This window comes from Neobacillus cucumis (assembly GCF_023715505.1).
Window position 1 is genome coordinate 123,958 of sequence record NZ_JAMBOH010000006.1, and the last position, 17,758, is coordinate 141,715.

At 38.7% G+C, this 17,758-nt stretch carries 17 protein-coding genes and 1 riboswitch; of the genes, 11 read left to right on the forward strand and 6 right to left on the reverse strand.

The annotated features are described in order from the left end of the window. Positions 1-57: 57 nt before the first annotated feature. The gene (locus M3226_RS11325) at positions 58-1,329 is read right to left on the reverse strand and encodes an MDR family MFS transporter (RefSeq protein ID WP_251565355.1); all 1,272 of its coding nucleotides are present in this window, start codon (positions 1,327-1,329) and stop codon (positions 58-60) included. A 275-nt stretch (positions 1,330-1,604) separates the two neighbouring features. On the opposite strand from M3226_RS11325, the gene M3226_RS11330 reads away from it, so the two are divergent. Together M3226_RS11330 and hutH are read left to right on the forward strand one after the other, a co-directional pair. Beyond that, positions 1,605-3,794, forward strand: coding sequence for a DNA topoisomerase III (locus tag M3226_RS11330; RefSeq protein WP_251565357.1), 2,190 nt, complete (start codon positions 1,605-1,607; stop codon positions 3,792-3,794). 292 nt (positions 3,795-4,086) lie between these two features. After that, positions 4,087-5,604, forward strand: a complete 1,518-nt coding sequence (gene hutH / locus M3226_RS11335; protein ID WP_251565358.1) for a histidine ammonia-lyase — start codon at positions 4,087-4,089, stop codon at positions 5,602-5,604. A gap of 14 nt (positions 5,605-5,618) precedes the next feature. Here the strand turns inward: hutH and M3226_RS11340 are convergent, their stop codons facing one another. Continuing rightward, positions 5,619-5,822, reverse strand: a complete 204-nt coding sequence (locus M3226_RS11340) for a hypothetical protein (RefSeq protein WP_251565360.1) — start codon at positions 5,820-5,822, stop codon at positions 5,619-5,621. Positions 5,823-5,959: 137 nt separating this feature from the next. Here M3226_RS11340 and M3226_RS11345 point away from each other — a divergent pair, with 137 nt between their 5' ends. Together M3226_RS11345 and M3226_RS11350 are read left to right on the forward strand one after the other, a co-directional pair. Then, positions 5,960-6,334 carry a DnaJ family domain-containing protein gene (locus M3226_RS11345; RefSeq protein ID WP_251565362.1) on the forward strand — a complete coding sequence of 125 codons (375 nt, stop codon included), beginning with the start codon at positions 5,960-5,962 and terminating at the stop codon, positions 6,332-6,334. A gap of 460 nt (positions 6,335-6,794) precedes the next feature. Continuing rightward, positions 6,795-6,885, forward strand: a riboswitch (cyclic di-GMP riboswitch). Positions 6,886-6,914: 29 nt separating this feature from the next. Continuing rightward, entirely contained in the window at positions 6,915-7,058 is a 144-nt protein-coding gene (locus tag M3226_RS11350) for an anti-repressor SinI family protein (RefSeq protein WP_251565364.1), read from the forward strand. 43 nt (positions 7,059-7,101) lie between these two features. On the opposite strand, the gene M3226_RS11355 is transcribed toward M3226_RS11350, so the two are convergent. Continuing rightward, positions 7,102-7,431 carry a helix-turn-helix domain-containing protein gene (locus M3226_RS11355; RefSeq protein ID WP_098532827.1) on the reverse strand — a complete coding sequence of 110 codons (330 nt, stop codon included), beginning with the start codon at positions 7,429-7,431 and terminating at the stop codon, positions 7,102-7,104. A gap of 307 nt (positions 7,432-7,738) precedes the next feature. Here M3226_RS11355 and map point away from each other — a divergent pair, with 307 nt between their 5' ends. After that, on the forward strand, positions 7,739-8,488 hold the full coding sequence (map, locus tag M3226_RS11360) for a type I methionyl aminopeptidase (protein ID WP_251565366.1): 750 nt from the start codon (positions 7,739-7,741) through the stop codon (positions 8,486-8,488). A 334-nt stretch (positions 8,489-8,822) separates the two neighbouring features. On the opposite strand, the gene M3226_RS11365 is transcribed toward map, so the two are convergent. Next, a complete protein-coding gene (locus M3226_RS11365; protein ID WP_251565609.1) occupies positions 8,823-9,047 on the reverse strand; it encodes a DUF1128 domain-containing protein in 225 nt (74 codons plus the stop codon). Between the two features lie 219 nt (positions 9,048-9,266). On the opposite strand from M3226_RS11365, the gene M3226_RS11370 reads away from it, so the two are divergent. Further along, positions 9,267-9,629 (forward strand): YtxH domain-containing protein, encoded by a 363-nt coding sequence (locus M3226_RS11370; protein ID WP_251565368.1) that lies wholly within the window; start codon positions 9,267-9,269, stop codon positions 9,627-9,629. 25 nt (positions 9,630-9,654) lie between these two features. Next, a complete protein-coding gene (locus tag M3226_RS11375; RefSeq protein WP_251565370.1) occupies positions 9,655-10,491 on the forward strand; it encodes a YihY/virulence factor BrkB family protein in 837 nt (278 codons plus the stop codon). Positions 10,492-10,734: 243 nt separating this feature from the next. Here M3226_RS11375 and M3226_RS11380 read toward each other — a convergent pair whose 3' ends face one another. After that, positions 10,735-12,651: a heavy metal translocating P-type ATPase gene (locus M3226_RS11380; protein WP_251565372.1), complete on the reverse strand. Its 1,917-nt coding sequence runs from the start codon at positions 12,649-12,651 to the stop codon at positions 10,735-10,737. A 318-nt stretch (positions 12,652-12,969) separates the two neighbouring features. Further along, on the reverse strand, positions 12,970-14,139 hold the full coding sequence (locus M3226_RS11385) for an MFS transporter (protein WP_251565374.1): 1,170 nt from the start codon (positions 14,137-14,139) through the stop codon (positions 12,970-12,972). Between the two features lie 173 nt (positions 14,140-14,312). On the opposite strand from M3226_RS11385, the gene cax reads away from it, so the two are divergent. The 4 genes from cax to M3226_RS11405 all read left to right on the forward strand — a co-directional run bounded on the left by cax (position 14,313) and on the right by M3226_RS11405 (position 17,606). Next, positions 14,313-15,371, forward strand: a complete 1,059-nt coding sequence (gene cax / locus M3226_RS11390; protein ID WP_251565376.1) for a calcium/proton exchanger — start codon at positions 14,313-14,315, stop codon at positions 15,369-15,371. Positions 15,372-15,746: 375 nt separating this feature from the next. After that, positions 15,747-16,367 carry a YczE/YyaS/YitT family protein gene (locus tag M3226_RS11395; protein WP_251565378.1) on the forward strand — a complete coding sequence of 207 codons (621 nt, stop codon included), beginning with the start codon at positions 15,747-15,749 and terminating at the stop codon, positions 16,365-16,367. Positions 16,368-16,468: 101 nt separating this feature from the next. Continuing rightward, on the forward strand, positions 16,469-17,278 hold the full coding sequence (locus M3226_RS11400) for a YfkD famly protein (RefSeq protein WP_251565380.1): 810 nt from the start codon (positions 16,469-16,471) through the stop codon (positions 17,276-17,278). A gap of 130 nt (positions 17,279-17,408) precedes the next feature. Continuing rightward, complete coding sequence (locus M3226_RS11405) at positions 17,409-17,606, forward strand: SE1561 family protein (protein ID WP_251565611.1); 198 nt, start codon at positions 17,409-17,411, stop codon at positions 17,604-17,606. Positions 17,607-17,758 lie beyond the last annotated feature (152 nt).

Below are 17,758 nucleotides of genomic sequence, written 5' to 3' on the forward strand. Positions count from 1 at the left end.
TTTTATTGTAACGTGTTTAAATGGAAAAATAAACCGTAAAACATAGTAGTCGAGCGGTTAAGCGGTGATTCTCTTTCTTTGTTTTTCAAACACATAAAACATCAACCAATATAATCCCGCACTTGCAAGTGCCAGTAGACAAAGAATATAGAAAGTCCAGTCATAACCTGCCCAAACAGTCATTGGAATGGCAAGGGGGGCAATTGTCCGGCTGATAGTAAATCGCAAGCTCGCCGCCGCGAAATACTGACCTCTCATATGCTCTGGTGCCAGTTTGGAAACGAAACCTTGCTGCAGTCCGGCTCCCATTAATTCTGCAAACGTAAAAATGGCCATCGCCAAAATTAAACCCCAAATCCAATGTGTCTGGCTAAAAATAACGATCGATACCGCATAAACAACGGAAGAGAGGGCGAAGACATTTCTTTCGTAATATCTCCCCATCCATCTAGTTACATAGACAGTCAGCAGGGCTACGAGAAAGCCATTTTCAGCCAGCACAATTCCAAAAACCTGCTCCCCTTTTATACGAAACGACCAATCCCCAATGATAAACAAACTCTGATCTTTTACAAAATCCTTTATATAGACAGGAATTAATAAGTCCAATTGCATAAAGGTCTGACCTGCTAAGATTCCAGCGATAATAAACAGGAGGAAGGTTTTATCCTTCACAATTAAAGTGTAATCTCTCATTTGATTTCCTAAAAAGTAATACCACTTTCCTTCACTAGAAAGTGAAGCCCTTCTTTGCAGTGGTACCGTCTCGCGGGTCCATTTTGTCAGAATCAAGCCGACTAAAATACAAACCATCGCGGCAAAAAGTAACAGCTGAAAGCGATATTGGACATAAAAAATGGAACCTAAAATGGGTCCGGCTACTACAGCTATATTAATCGATGTATAAAAGATAGCAAACACATCGCTGCGATCTTTCTCCTTAACCACGTCTGCAACCATGGCCTGGCTCGCTGGCCAGTAGAAGGAACCAAACACACCTGCTATTGTAAAAGCTACAAAGCCTAACCACGGCGACGTTAGCCATGGTGAGCTGGCTAAGGCGAAGCATAAGTATGAAAGCCCCTGCCCGATGGATGCAAGGACCATCATCCGTTTTCGCCCAAAGCGATCGGCGAAATAACCTCCCATCAGGTTAGCCAATACTGAAAAAATCTGGGAAAACACTAATAATAAACCTGCTTTACTCTTGCCAAACTCTTCAGCAAAGTAAATCGACAAGAACGGAAAAAACATCCAATAGGTGATATTCAACAAGGCTTCCGAACCTAATCGAACCTTTAAATTTGCATCCCAGTCCCTTATCCTCATAAAAAACCTCGTTTCTCTTTTGCATGCCACTCCATCATACTATCCCATTGGAAGTGGTTTCAAGAAAAAATGGGCAGGTAGGCCTGTCTTTTATAAGAATTGTCTACCTTTATTTTCACCTTTTAAAAGTTTTAGAAATTAAGTATGTAACTGATTGCTTGTCAATTGTTCATTGAGTATTTTGAAGCATCAAACATGGACAAGCTTTTCTGCAATTCAAGGGATTGTATGCTATATTAAAGTTCAATGGCTTTCCGAAAGGGTGTTTAGAAAAAGTGAAAAAAAGTGTTGTAATAGCTGAAAAACCTTCAGTCGCTCGAGATATTGCGCGTGTATTGAATTGTCATAAAAAAGGTAATGGTTTTTTAGAAGGAGATAAATATATTGTAACATGGGCGTTAGGACATTTAGTTACGCTTGCAGACCCTGAAGTGTATGACGATAAATATAAAACGTGGAAATTAGAAGATTTACCTATGTTGCCGAATGAATTAAAGCTGGTCGTTATTAAGCAAACGAGTAAGCAGTTTCATTCAGTGAAGAGCCAACTACAGCGTTCTGATGTAGAAGAGATTGTAATAGCAACAGATAGTGCTCGTGAGGGGGAACTAGTTGCACGGTGGATTCTTGCTAAGGCAAAGGTAAATAAACCCACAAAACGGTTATGGATTTCATCCGTTACAGACAAGGCAATTAAAGAAGGATTTCAAAAGCTGAGAAATGGGAAGGAGTATGAAAATCTATATCTTTCTGCAGTAGCGCGCTCTGAAGCTGACTGGTATATCGGTCTTAATGCTACCCGGGCACTAACGACAAAGTTTAATGCGCAATTAAATTGCGGGCGTGTGCAAACTCCGGTTGTAGCAATTGTTGCAGCACGTGAAGATGAGATTAAAAATTTCAAATCTCAAGACTTTTATGGAATCGAAGCACAAACGGTTGATGGCTTAAAACTAACCTGGCAAAATGCTAAAGGCGATAGTCGCAGCTTTGATAAGGAAAAGATCGATGAGATTGTGAGAAAACTTGGCAGGAAAAATGCTATTGTAACTGAGATTGAGAAAAAGCCGAAGAAGTCATTCTCTCCGGGTCTTTATGATTTAACAGAATTACAGCGTGATGCCAATAAAATCTTTGGCTACTCTGCTAAAGAAACGCTAAATATTATGCAGAAGCTTTACGAACAACATAAAGTATTAACGTATCCTCGTACGGATTCACGCTTTATCTCATCAGATATTGTTCCAACGCTTTCAGAACGTCTTAAAGCATGTTCAATAGGAGATTATCGTCCGTTAGTAAATAAAGTATTAAAGAAACCAATAAAGGCTTCTAAATTATTTGTAGATGATAGCAAAGTAAGTGATCACCATGCGATTATTCCAACTGAAGGGTATGTGAATTTCTCAGCATTTACCGATAAAGAACGCAAAATATATGATTTAGTTATTAAACGCTTCCTAGCAGTATTATTTCCTGCATTTGAGTACGAACAATTAACGTTACGTGCAAAAATTGGTGATGAAAATTTCATTGCACGTGGAAAAACCATTCTGAACTCCGGATGGAAAGAAGTATATGAAAACCGCTATGAAGATGATGATAATCCAGACGACTTAAAGGAGCAGATTTTACCCCGAATAGAAAAAGGTGATACATTAAATGTTACATTAATCGCCCAAACGTCAGGTCAAACTAAACCGGCTCCACGCTTTACAGAAGCGAGCATTTTATCAGCAATGGAAAATCCAGCGAAGTATATGGAGAATCAGAATAAACAACTTGCAGACACATTGAAATCTACCGGTGGTCTCGGTACAGTTGCAACACGTGCTGATATTATTGACAAACTATTTAATTCGTTCTTAATTGAAAAACGCGGAAAAGATATTCATATTACTTCTAAAGGTCGTCAACTGCTAGATTTAGTTCCAGAAGAACTAAAATCTCCTGCAACTACGGCAGAATGGGAACAAAAGCTTGAGTTAATTGCAAAAGGTAAACTTAAAAAAGAAACATTTATCAATGAGATGAAGCAGCATACAAAAGAAATCGTTAGAGAAATTAAATCAAGTAATAAAAAGTATAAGCACGACAATATTTCAACAAAATCATGTCCTGACTGCGGGAAACCAATGCTTGAGGTAAACGGCAAAAAAGGGAAAATGCTTGTATGTCAGGATCGTGAATGTGGGCATCGCAAAAACGTCTCACGCATTACAAATGCGCGCTGCCCACAATGCCGTAAAAAGCTTGAATTACGTGGTGAGGGAGAAGGACAAATCTTTGCATGTCAATGTGGATATCGTGAAAAGCTATCTGCTTTCGAAGCACGACGCAAAAAGGAATCTCGTGGAAAAGTATCCAAAGGCGACGTCCAAAAGTATTTAAAACAGCAGCAAAAACAAGAAGAGCCAATCAATTCAGCTCTGGCTGATGCTTTAAGAAAGTTAAACCTAGAGTAGGCATATACTCGCATCGGTGGCAGTGATACATTCCTTAATATCTGTTCTCTTAGCTCAAGCTTCGATTGCCCGGATGAGAAATTGTTTTTTCTCCGGTTAAATTGGATTGACAGCCAATCTTTTCCTAACATACAATAAAATTACCGGAATAGTTATAGATTGGAATGAAGAGACATGCGGCATTCCCTGAAATATAAACGTCAAATAAGAAAGAGGCTGGATCCCTAATCTAAAAGGTTGAGGAATCCAGCCTCTTTCTTTATTCTTCTAAATTGGTAGAGGAGAGAGACAAATGATTACGTTAACAGGTAATGATTTATCCTTAGAGCAAATAAAAGAGGTGTTATACGCTAAGAAAAAGGTCGTCGCCTCAACGAGAAGTATGGAGGCTGTCCAAAAAAGCAGGGAGGCAGTTGAAAAAATTGTTTCAGAATCTCGAGTCGTCTATGGAATCACAACAGGGTTTGGAAAATTTAGCGACGTCTTAATTGATAAAGCCTATGTTCAGGACCTTCAGCTAAATTTAATCCGCTCCCATGCGTGCGGGTTAGGAGAACCCTTTCCAGAAGTAGTCTCTAAAGCGATGGTTCTACTTCGAGCCAATGCATTGTTAAAAGGGTATTCGGGGATCAGACCTGTTATTATTGAAAAATTATTAGCGTTAGTAAATTTAGACATTATTCCTGTCATTCCTCAGCAAGGGTCGCTCGGAGCAAGCGGGGACCTCGCTCCACTTTCTCACCTTGCCCTGGTATTAATTGGCGAAGGGGAGGTATTTTACAAAGGAAAACGGATGGATTCACTTGCAGCCCTTCAGCAGGAAGGGATTAGACCTGTGACATTAGAAGCTAAAGAAGGTCTCGCCCTCATAAATGGTACACAAGCTACGACGGCAATGGGGGTGGTAGGATACCTAGAAGCAGAAAAGCTTAGCTTTGAAAGTGAATTAATAGCCGCTATGACGATAGAAGCTTTAAATGGGATCATGGATGCCTTCACAGAGGAGGTCCAGATTGCAAGAGGTTACAAACAACAAATTGAAACAGCTGCGAGAATCCGTCATTACTTAAGTGATAGTCTGTTAACAACAAGACAGGGGGAGTTAAGGGTTCAGGATGCTTATTCGTTACGATGTATCCCGCAGGTTCATGGTGCCACATGGCAGGCTCTAGATTATGTAAAAGAAAAATTAGAAATCGAGATGAACGCGGCAACGGATAACCCGCTAATCTTTAATGAAGGGGAAAAAGTAATCTCAGGTGGTAACTTCCATGGACAGCCGATTGCTTTTGCAATGGACTTTATGAAACTTGCGGTTGCAGAACTGGCAAATATTTCAGAAAGAAGGATTGAACGATTAGTCAATCCGCAACTAAACGATTTGCCCCCGTTCTTGAGTCCTGAGCCTGGTTTGCAATCTGGTGCCATGATTATGCAATATGCAGCGGCGTCACTTGTCTCAGAAAACAAAACACTGGCACATCCTGCAAGTGTCGACTCGATTCCATCTTCTGCTAACCAAGAGGACCATGTCAGCATGGGGACGATTGCCGCTAGGCATGCGTATCAAATTATCCAAAATGTCAGAAGAGTCCTTGCGATTGAATTGATTTGTGCTATGCAGGCAGTTGAAATTCGTGGAATTAATAAACTGGCAATATATACAAAAGCGTTATATGAAGAAGGGCGTAAACAAGTACCTTCCATTGCAAGAGATCGGGTATTTTCAAAGGATATCGAAAAGGCGGCTGAATGGTTAAAGCTGCTTGAATTTCATCACTTTATAAAAGAAAATGCAAAAAAGGCGTGAAAAACTCACGCCTTTTACTTCATATGATTTGGGAGCCAGCGGCCAGTATCTACCCGCCGTTCATCCTCATCCTCGATTCTATTTTTAAAAGCTTCCTGGGTTACAATTAATTCCTCATCCCCAATAGCTTCCTTTACATGCTTTTCTGTAAGGCTGTCCTTTGGGAAATTACCTGGATGATTCTTCTTTTTGTGATCAAAATGTTCTCCACGTGCCAATGTTAACACTCCTTTCGTCTTCGCAAGTAGTTTCCCCAAACATTCCTGAAAATAAATTGGAATGATTTTTCCAATTTATCTATGGTACATGAGTTGTTATAATTAGAATAGTGTTTTTGTGAAAGGAGGCAGTGAACATGGATTTTTTTCAGATTCTTTCAGAAGATAGAATAAAAAAAGCCTATCAAGAAGGTGAATTTGATGCATTACCTGGATTTGGAAAACCCATGCAGCTTGAGGATTTATCTGGTATTCCTGAGGAACTGCGCATGGCCTATAAAATAATGAAAAATGCCGGTTATACAGAAGAAGAAGAACACTTACGACAGGAAATGATAGGTATAGAAGACCTGCTCAAAAAATGCGATGAAAATGAAAGAGAAAACCTTCAAAGAAAATTAAATGAAAAACTGTTAAGATTTAATCAGTTAATGGCAAAACGAGGAGTTAAAACAAATTCATCCTTTTTTAAAAACTATGAGTTAAAGGTGCAGCGTAAAATAAATAAGTAAAAGCTGGTTTGATGAAGCGGGGGCTATTCATCACCAGCTTTTTTTCTTGTTGAAAAGGTTTGCACATTCTGTCCAATAAAAAGCCAGCAATAACAATAAAGGCGATAGGGATGGAAAAATTTAAAACATGAATCAACGTCAATACATGACACATCCTTCATTTAATATTTTAAATATTTATTTTATTTAATATTGTTTATATTATATGCCTATTGTCACAAAATAGACAAATTTAACATTCAGGGATAATTAGGATACTTTTTGTTAATAAAATGGGGATTTTTGTAGAAATACCGGGGAATTTGTTTGAAAAAGTTGTAAGGAAATTAGTAAAAACTGACAAATTACTACACACTCTAAGAATTCTAATCGATATAATGAACATATCGCTAATTAAATAAGCAAAAGGACCTAGATATAAAACATTGGAAAAATGACGATGTATTACTTAAGTAGGGAAATCAGAAAAGGGCAAACCTGTTGAAAAGCAGGGACGCAAAGCCGAGGATCTAAGGCGATTATGAATTTGCTATGATGGCCGGGTTACCTGGAATACAGTGTATTTTGGGGAGTGAGTAAAATGTTAATTACTGAAAAAGACGTGGATGTTGTGGATCAGGAATGGATGGACCTTATTTTAGAGGCAAGAAAACTTGGACTCTCCATTGAGGATGTGCGGAATTTTCTTACTCATGATGATTTGGAGTCATCAGGTACATATTAAAAAAAGCATTCTACAAAATAATCGCTTTTGTAGAATGCTTTTTTTATTCATGATTATTTTGATTAATCCGCCATTTATTAAATTCGAGAAAATCCCGGAATTGCTCTTTCGAAACACCAGAATTCATGGCTTCTTTAACAAGGTTCATCCAATCATTATCTAAGTCGTCCTTATCGATTTGTTCGTGAATTAGATGTTCAACAGGAAGATTTAAAACGCCAGCTATTTTTTCAAGAAATTGAATAGATGGATTCTTTTGCAGATTTCTTTCTAGTGAACTTAAATAAGATTTAGCAACTCCCGCTTGTTCAGCAAGTTCGGATAGTGACATCTTCTTTTCTAAGCGAAATTTTTTTACGCGGTCACCAATCATTGAGTCTCACACACCTACATTTTAATTTTTTCCGATTAATAATGTAATTACGTTTTAATCGGTTAGACTTCTTTATATATATTCTATCAAAAAGGATGTGAAAGTACCATATTAAGAACGGACTATTATTACAATATCATGAACTATGTGAATATCTTCCTAGACCTGTGACTTAAGGAAGGTATGTTTTGAAAAAATCACTAGATAGCGTTAATATTAATGTATGAAGGTATATTTTCTAATCCACACTTCAACGAACAATACATAATGAATGTACATAAATATAATCAAAAAGGCAGGGAAACAGATGATTGTCTTAAAATCACAACGTGAGATTGAAGCAATGAAAAAGGCTGGAGAAATACTTGCAGCTTGTCATAAGGAAATTGCTAAATTAATAAAACCAGGTGTCACCACGTGGGAAATAGAAGAATTTGTGGATGAATTTTTAAAGAAAAATGGAGCAACACCTGAACAAAAAGGGTATAAAGGTTATGAGTATGCAACTTGTGCAAGTATTAATGACGAGGTATGCCATGGTTTCCCTAGGAAAGAGCCATTAAAAGATGGTGATATTGTCACGATTGATATGGTTGTTAATTATAATGGTGCATTGGCAGATTCAGCTTGGTCTTACGGTGTTGGCCAGATTTCGGAGGAAGCAACCCATTTATTAATGGTAACAAAGGAAGCTTTATACAAAGGGATTGAGCAGGCTGTTGTCGGCAATCGAATTGGAGATATTGGCCATGCGATTCAAACGTATGTAGAAGGTGAAGGTTTTTCTGTTGTTCGTGATTTTATTGGTCACGGTATCGGCGCAGTTATGCACGAGAAACCAGATGTTCCGCATTATGGACTCCCAGGTAAGGGGGCACGAATTAAAGAGGGGATGGTATTTACCATTGAGCCAATGGTAAACATCGGCCGCTACCAGACCAAAATGGATTTGAACGGCTGGACTGCTAGAACCATTGATGGAAAATATTCTGCTCAATATGAGCACACCCTTGCCATTACAAAGGATGGTCCAATCATTTTAACTGAACAGAAATAAACAAAAGACCCGTTATTTTAAAAAACAAAATAACGGGTCTTTTAATTATCAGATAAAAATTTTTTAACTCTAAGTATTGTCTAGTTCCTGCGCCTAGCCCCTCGATGGTCACAAGCTTATCCAGTTGCAGCTCCTTGGGACGCAAGTGCAAGTCTAGCCATCCCCTGAAGAAGGAAAAAAGCGCCTTCTGTGCAGGGTACGTCTTAGCCTAGAGTCCCAGAACAGTCGCCTCCACATTTAGGACATTCCGTCCAAAAGGTTAAAAAGCAACCTTTCGGCCGGCTAGTCGACGAGTCGCCCTATATCGGGGCTGACCAAGGCGCTTGCGCTTTTCTTATTTTTTCCTTAGACTACCAAGTTCTTCGACTAATGCCTGCATTTCATTTGGACTAAATGATTTCTTTTTCAAAACCATATCATAAATTTCCTTTAATTCTTCATACATTTCCTCATCGAAATGAGAGGGTTTGATGGCCCCAAGGTTCAGTACCTTTAATTTTTCTTTTATTTGTTCAATCATGAATTCGACATTTTCGACAGACTTTTCTGATAAATTCATCATGGTCACCCTTTTCTTAATTTTTAATCCCATCTTTTCATGATAAAAAGTTTCTGTCAATACTCATTTCTATTGTAGTTTGTCCAAAGAAAAATCTTGAATGACAACGACACTGATTGGATTGGAAGGTTTGATATCGTAAAATAAATGGTAAGATATACAATGGTATCATTTTCAATTATAAGAGTGATAATTATGATGCTTGAAGGAGAGGTTAAGATGACAAAAAAAAATCAGTTCTGGAAAGGTATGCTGCTAGGGGCAATTGCAGGCGGAGCACTAAGCTTATTAGATAAAGATACACGTGAGGCTATGAAGGAAAATGTAAAAAGAACTTCTGGTATGGTGGGCTATATTGTTCGACATCCTGATGAACTATCAGAAAAAGTAAAGGGGACAGCTGCAAAACTTAAATCCACCTTTGAAACTGTTAGTGAAGATATTTCCTTTATTACAGAAAAAGTTGAGGAGTTAAGAGAACTGACACCACAGGTGACGGAAATACTTAAGGAAACCAAGGAAACCTTTATTGAACAAGATGAAGATGAAAATTTAAATATTGTATTAGGAAAGGAAAAATAAATCACAAATAAGAAGGAGGATCTGTATGGAAAGGAAAGTAAATGTACGCTCATCATTGCTAAGATTACTTTGGCATCGGATAGAAGAAGATGATCTTCCCGGCTTGAGTGCGCAATTGGCCTATTTTTTTCTTCTTTCCTTATTTCCACTCTTAATTGTATTATTTACGCTCCTACCTTATTTCCCGATTCCACATGAGGATATGCTCGGCATGATTCGCGATTTTGCCCCTGCTGAAGCTATGAAGCTTATTGAAAAAAATGTTAAGGAAATTATGAGCCAACGTAATGGCGGCTTACTATCATTCGGAATCATTGGGACGATTTGGTCGGCATCTAACGGAATTAACGCTATCGTAAGGGCATTTAATAAGGCATATAACGTGAAGGAGAGCCGCTCCTTCATTGTTGCAAGAGGAATGGCGGTTCTATTAACATTTGGTATGATTTTCGTCTTTTTGCTCGCCATTATCGTCCCTGTTTTTGGAAAGGAAATAGGTCTTTTTTTATTCTCGCACTTAGGCTATACTGAACAATTTATTAAGGTATGGAATACGTTAAGCTGGCTGGGAAGTGCCATCATTTTATTTCTTATTTTTACAGGGCTTTATTGGATTGCACCCAATGTAAAGCTTAAATGCAGAAGTGCTTTTCCAGGGGCTATTTTTGCCACGATAGGCTGGATTCTATCATCAATGGGTTTATCCTTCTACGTTGGCAATATTAGTAATTATTCCCTTACATATGGAGGAATTGGGGCAATCATTGTGTTAATGATCTGGTTATACCTATCCGCCTTTATTATTATTCTTGGAGGCGAAGTAAATGCCTTCTACAGTGACAAAAAACGGACAAACTGCTAACACTTACCTTAATCAAAATAACTTATCCGTCCAAACTATGATTAGGGCTTAGTCCCTGAACATTAAGGGAGGCTTAAAAAAATGACAAAACATACAAAAAAAGATGGCAGCACAAAGCAAAAGGGTAAAGGCAGTAAGGGGAATAAAACTTCAGGTTCTGCGAACGGTTCTAATGGCTATCACTAGGCCGTAATATAAAAAAGGCCAGGTGGATGAAGGTTCCACCAGGCCTTTCTTTCTTTGTTATGCCTTTAACAGCCGGAGGCTATTTAAAATAACAAGGATGGTACTACCTTCATGGCCAATAACTCCGAATGGCAAATCTAGCAGTTGAAAGAAATTGGAGCATATTAGCAGCATAATGACAGCAATGGAGAAAACTACATTTTGTTTAATGATTTTGTTCATTCTCTGTGAGAGCCGGACCGCTTCGGCAATTTTAGGAAGATCGTTTTTCATTAAGACAATATCAGCAGTTTCCAGGGCCACATCTGTGCCTCCACCCATCGCGATTCCTACATTAGCAATGGCTAATGCTGGGGCATCATTAATACCATCGCCAACCATTGCCACTGTTTTATATTTCTCCTTGAGTTGTTTTAACTGCTCCACCTTTTCTTCTGGGAGACATTCTGCGTAAAATTCATCCACATGGCTCTCGGCCGCAATGGCTCGGGCTGTTTTTTCACTATCACCTGTCAGCATAATTGTCCTTATGTTTTGCTTCTTTAAATCCTCAATTGCATGCTTTGTTTCTTCACGAACCACATCTTTCATCGCAATCATTGCACTAAGCATGCCATCTATCTCAATAAAGACTAAAGTATTACCTAAACCAGCTAATTCTAAGGCCTTTCCTTCAGCAAATTCATCAACCTGATCATTTCCAACAAATGCAGCTTTACCGATTTTCCATTGTTCCCCGTTTATTGCTGCTTTAACTCCCCAGCCAGGAATATCCTCTAAGCTTTCAGGCTGTAATAAATCCTTCTGCAGTGTTTGTTTTGCATGTTTAACAATGGCTTGTGCTAGTGGATGGTTGGATAGGTTCTCGATCGAAGCCGCTTTTAAAATAAGTTCTTCTTTATCGATGCCATCTTTCACTAATATTTCTGTAACTTCGGGTTTTCCTTTTGTCAGGGTACCTGTTTTATCAAAGGCAATTGCTTCTAAATGACCTAAGTTTTCTAAATGGACGCCGCCTTTTACTAAAATGCCGTGTTTCGCCCCATTTGAAATGGCTGAAAGGGTAGCAGGCATAATTGAGGCAACTAATGCACAAGGTGATGCAACTACAAGTAAAATCATGGCCCGATAGAAAGATTCATGCCAGCTCCAGCCAAGTAGGAAGTAAGGTAAAAAGAACATGCTTATAACGACAAGCAGGACCACTTTAACATAAGTTCCTTCAAAACGCTCAATAAATAGCTGTGAAGGAGATTTTTCACTTTGAGCCGATTGAACGAGCTGAATTATTTTTTGAAAAAGTGTATCTGTACTTTCCTTTGTTATTTGAACTGTGATCGAACCCGTCAAATTGACGGTGCCGGCAAAAACTTCTGCTTGCTCACTTTTTGAAACAGGCATTGATTCCCCGGTAATTGCCGCTTCGTCGATATTGGTTAGCCCTTTGATAATAACCCCATCAGATGGTACTCTCTCCCCCGGTTTAATCAGGATTTGGTCCCCTACCACTAGTTCAGAAACTGCCACCCGCTTTTCATAACCATTAGTAATTCTTAAAGCCTCCTGTGGCTGCAGCTCCATTAAAGAGGAGATCTCCTTGTGGCTTTTATTCATGGTGTAAGTTTCCAACGCACCGCTGACGGCAAAGATAAAGATTAATACAGCCCCTTCTGTCCAATAACCAATGACGGCCGATCCGACTGCAGCAAAAATCATCAGCATTTCGACGTTTAATTCTTTATTTTCATAGGTGGCCTCGATTCCTTCTTTTGCTTTGGCAAAGCCCCCAATCACAAAGGCTAATAAATAAGAAATAATGGACTCGACCTCAATACCACTTTTATCAAACAGCCAGCCTGCTGCGATTAAGACCCCGCTTAACGCCGCCGCTATCAATTCGAAATGTGGTTTTATTTTTTCGAACAAACTGTCTTCCTGAACCCCATTTGATAGAACTTTTGCTTCAGAACTCATTGATTCTCCCCCCTCATTATTTTTGATTCGGCCAGCTTCAGCGCCTAGGGGCTCGGGGTCATAAGCCAATCCGTCAAGAAGGTTAAAGAACAACCTTCTCGCCGGCTCGTCTTATGCCTGTCGCCCCTGGTCAAGGCGCTTACGCTTTTGAGTCTGACTGAGAAAAATAATCATATTCAATACCCTTAAAAAACACGAAAGCTGTCATCAAGTGATGACAGCGCGAATCTCAACTGATATTCTTTTTATTTATTCTACCATATATCGTATGTTTTAAGATATGTATTTGCCTACAAAAATTTTTAGGATTTGTTTTTACTATTCCAGCCTTTTCTGTATCCTTTTTGCAAAGGTAAATAAAATGAAGGAGACAGCCAGGAGTATGGTACTTATAATATAAAAGAAACTTACATTTTGAAAAAACTTAATAAATAATCCGCCGATTATTGGTCCACTAATAAGGCTGCCAATGCTATAGGAAATACCGCATAATAAATTACCGGTCGGTAACAGATACCTTGGCACCAAATCAGTCATAAAGCTAATCCCCAGTGAGAAGGTTGATCCGACAAGCATACCTGAAAAAAGAAACGCGATGAAAAGTCCAATAAATGAGTGTTCCACAAAACTGGCCATTGTAAAACTTAAAAACCCGAGCATCAGAACGGTCATTAAGACATTTCTTCTCCCGTATTGATCACTTAACATTCCTAAAGGGAGCTGTGTAATAATGCTTCCAACGGCAAATACAGATAGGACAACAGAGACACTCGATACATTAATGTTGGTCCGAAGAGCGTAAACCGGAAAACTTCCATTTAGGCAAGACTCTAAGAACCCATATGTAAAGGGAAGTAAGAATGCAACCCATCCAAATTTAAAAGCCTGTTTAAATTGTTTAATCGTCGCTAAAAAAGAATTGATGTTGGCATTTTGTTCGGGAAATTCATTATTCAAAGTAAACACAAAACCCCATCCAATTAAACATAAAATAGAAGAAACGATAAAAGGTAAGGATTGATTAATAGTAACCAGCGGGGTCATTAGCGGGCCTGCAGCAAAACCTATTCCAAAAAATAACCCATATAAGGAAATATTGCGGCCACGCTTCTCAGCTGGAGATGATGAAGTTATCCACGTTTGTGTTGCAAAGTGGAGGGAGTGATCACCAATCCCGATCAGCAGCCGTAACAAAAACCAAAACCAATATGTCTTCCAAAGTGGAAATAAGGCAAGTGATATAACAACTAGGCCTCCGCCCCAAATAATTACAGGTTTGTACCCATACTTTCTTAACGGCATTTCCATAAACGGGGATACCAAAAGTATTCCAATATATAAGGCGGTTGCATTAAAACCATTTAAGGAAGATGATACCCCGCTTTTTTCAAAAATAACAGCAATGAGAGGGAGGAGCATGCCTTGAGAGAATCCAGAAATTGCCACAATACTGACAAGGATCCAGAAACGTACATTTATTTTTTTCATAAACCATCCTCACATTAATTTAAAGTAAGTTTAATAGTACCTCCATGATGGTATCTAGAAAGTGAGCCATTTGCAAGGGAATTGCGACCTAGACATTTTATTCATTTTTAGGTAAATTAAGGTACAAGTGAAAATTATAAAAGAAAAAGGACGAGCAAACTGGAGGGAACACGTTGACGAATAAAGTTTTTATGCTAATGACATTCATTGGGGTACCGGTGTCTGTAATTGGTACAATGATGCATTGGTCGAACATAATCTTATTTATCCTGTATTGTTTAACAATCATTTCCTTATCAAGCTTTATGGGCAGGGCAACGGAGAGCCTTGCCATTGTGGCCGGTCCTCGGATTGGCGGACTATTAAATGCAACCTTCGGAAATGCAGTTGAGCTGATTATTTCCATCTTTGCCTTAAAGGCTGGACTGGTGGAAGTGGTTCTGGCCTCGTTAACCGGGTCGGTTTTAGGGAACTTACTCCTTGTTGCGGGACTTTCATTCTTCGTTGGCGGATTAAAATTTAAGCGCCAGGAATTCAATGTATATGATGCCAGACATAACTCCGGATTGCTAATGTTCGCGGTCATGATTGCATTTGTAATTCCGGAAGTGTTTTCTATCAACATGAAGGAGTCCAGTACGTTAACATTAAGCATAGGGACATCTGTGATTTTAATTCTCCTTTATTTATCTGCCCTATTCTTTAAGCTGGTTACCCATCGCGGAGTATATCAATCAGCAGCCCCTAAAGATGCCCACGAGGAAGAGATTCCAGAATGGGGCAAAGGGAAAGCAATCGCCGTTCTCCTTATCGCGACAATTGCTGTCGCTTATATATCTGAGCATCTTGTTCATACCTTTGAATATGTTGGGGAGAGATTTGGCTGGTCAGATTTATTTATTGGGGTAATCATTGTCGCTATAGTCGGTAACGCCGCAGAACACGCTTCAGCCGTGTTAATGGCCTATAAAAATAAAATGGATATCTCTGTTGAAATCGCGATTGGCTCTACGCTGCAAGTTGCGATGTTTGTTTTGCCGGTGTTAGTACTAATTTCACTCTTGTTTGAAACTTCGATGCCGCTTATTTTTAGCTGGCAGGAATTAATCGCCATGGTTTCATCTGTCTTATTGATGGTAGTTATTTCAAACGATGGAGAATCCAACTGGTTTGAAGGATTAACGTTACTAGCTGCCTATGTCATTATGGGGATTGGATTTTTTTTGCTATAAAAATAGAAAAGACTCTATGCCAAATGGTATAGAGTCTCCTTTTTCATCAACTTTTTCAATGTACGGTAAATCTTCATTCATATGCTATAATGATACAGCACTATTTTTTTAGGGTTCTAAATCAATCGTTTTCATTTCGTGGGGCCATCAATCACCAACCTTCATGTTTAGTGGAAATCATTAGAAAAACACGAGTGTTGAATTTCATATAAGACGGGTATCCCAACCTCCTTAGTCAAAGTAAATTGTAAGCCGATTGATTACTGCCCTCCTTTTTAAAAGGTTAAGTTTATTATAAATCCTAGTTAAAGTTTTGTAAATAATCAGATTATTACAATTGTGTTACTTCTGAACCAGAACATAAGGAGCTGAGAAATGAAATTTACTATAAGGTTGCTATTTTTTATGATTGGGTTAACAATCATGACCTTTGGGGTATGTATGACAATCAAGGTTGCTGATATTGGAGTGGGGTCATGGGATGCTTTAAATGTCGCCCTGACAGAAAGAGTGGGGCTATCAGTAGGAAAGTGGGTTATGATAGATGGCGCCATTTTAGTCCTTGTTAATGCCTTTTTAGTCAAAAGAAGGCCGGACATTCTATCGCTTCTGACGATTATTGTCATTGGTTTGTTAGTGGATTTTTGGCTTGATACTGTTTTTAATTTATTTGATGTAGAGCAGTTACTTGCTAAACTGGCAATGTTATTGGTGGGGATCTTAATTATCGGATTTGGGGCCTCCATTTATTTGCAGGCTAAGTTTCCGCAAAGCCCGATTGATAATTTTATGTTAGCGATTAAAGAACGGTTCCGTGTGAATTTAATGCTGGCAAAAACAATAGGCGAGATTACCGCTTTAATCCCGGCCTTTTTCCTAAATGGACCTATTTCATACGGAACGATTATCATCACGTTTACAGTAGGACCGGCAATCCAATTGTTTTTTCCCTTTTTTGAAAAATTTATGCAGCGTTTGCAAACGAAATATTCATAGGTTAGGTAAAAAAGTCTTAGAGGGAAATGGATAATATGAGGGAACTCCGAAAAAACTATTAGCAGACTGATTAATGTTCTTAGTGAAAGGAGTTCCAACCCGTGAAGAAAAATGTTTCTTTACTTATGACATTTCTATTAATGTTATCCTTTATCCCGTCAGCTTTTGCTCAAAAAGCCCCGGTAAAACAAAACACAGTAAAATATCAAGTTCCACCGTCTGTACGTAATATTTCAAAAGAAAATACGTATCCAAATTCAACCCAGGATTTACCGTTATTGCAGCCAAGTGATTTGACCAAAAAGCTCATTAATTCATCAAGAGTTAAAATTCAAAATCCGGATCTCATTCGGATGCTTAATGAGTCAAGCATTAACAGCACTCCGTTTGCTCTCGGATATCGAGCCGTTATTTATCTTGGCCAGTGGCCATTAAACTACGAATCATCTGAAACCTCCCCTAACTGGGAGTATCAAAAAATTAACACCAATTACTTCGATAATCGCGGCGGCAAGACGCCGTACCAAATCAAATACGTGCAGGAATCCCAAAAGGTAATTCGAGGCGGTCTGACGTCCAAAATCCCAAATGCCGAAGAAGTGAAAAAGATGATGCTGTTAAAGGCTATGGAAAAGACTAATCTTCCTCTTGCTTTTGAAACGATAATTGGAACAGGTACAAAGAACGACCATATTTACAACATTCCTCCAAATCGCTTAGGGTACTTATATGCCTATGCCCCAGGGGTGAATGAAAAAGGAAAGGTAACCTACGGGGAAGTCTATTTGATGCTAAAAGGAAGTAAGAAGTTTATTGTCATCAAGAACGTTACTTCTCAGGGCATTGGTGCGTGGATCCCTGTTCAGGATTATGTATCCTTTGGCTTTGCCGCTTCGGAACGGCCAAGATAACAAAATTTTTAAAGGACTCCTCAAAACTGAGGGGTTCTTTTTTCAATAATAATGGGCAAAATAGAATTAACCCATTGCCAAAGTTCCTATATTTCGATAGGATGGAACGGTAATGAAAGGAGTGAGTCATTTGGGCAGCCAAATTCAAAATAAAAATACGCAAGTGGATTTTTTAAAACACCGTTTAAACATGTTTATTGATGTTCTTGATGCGATCGATCCTGAAGATGCTGATTTAGAGGATATTGACCGTTTAATCGCGATGCTGGATGATATGGAATCTAAGTGCCGTGAATTTAATAATCGTGAAGTAAGTGAGTCTGTTTAAATAACAGGCTCTTTTTTGGGACTTGTACATGTTGCCAATAGCAAGCTTTTCCTTTAATTTGAGTGATTATAGGAGTATAATGTAAGCGTGCAAATAGTTGTAAAATTGAAAATAGATGAAAATTGGGGAACAAAGGGAAAGGAGTACTCGAA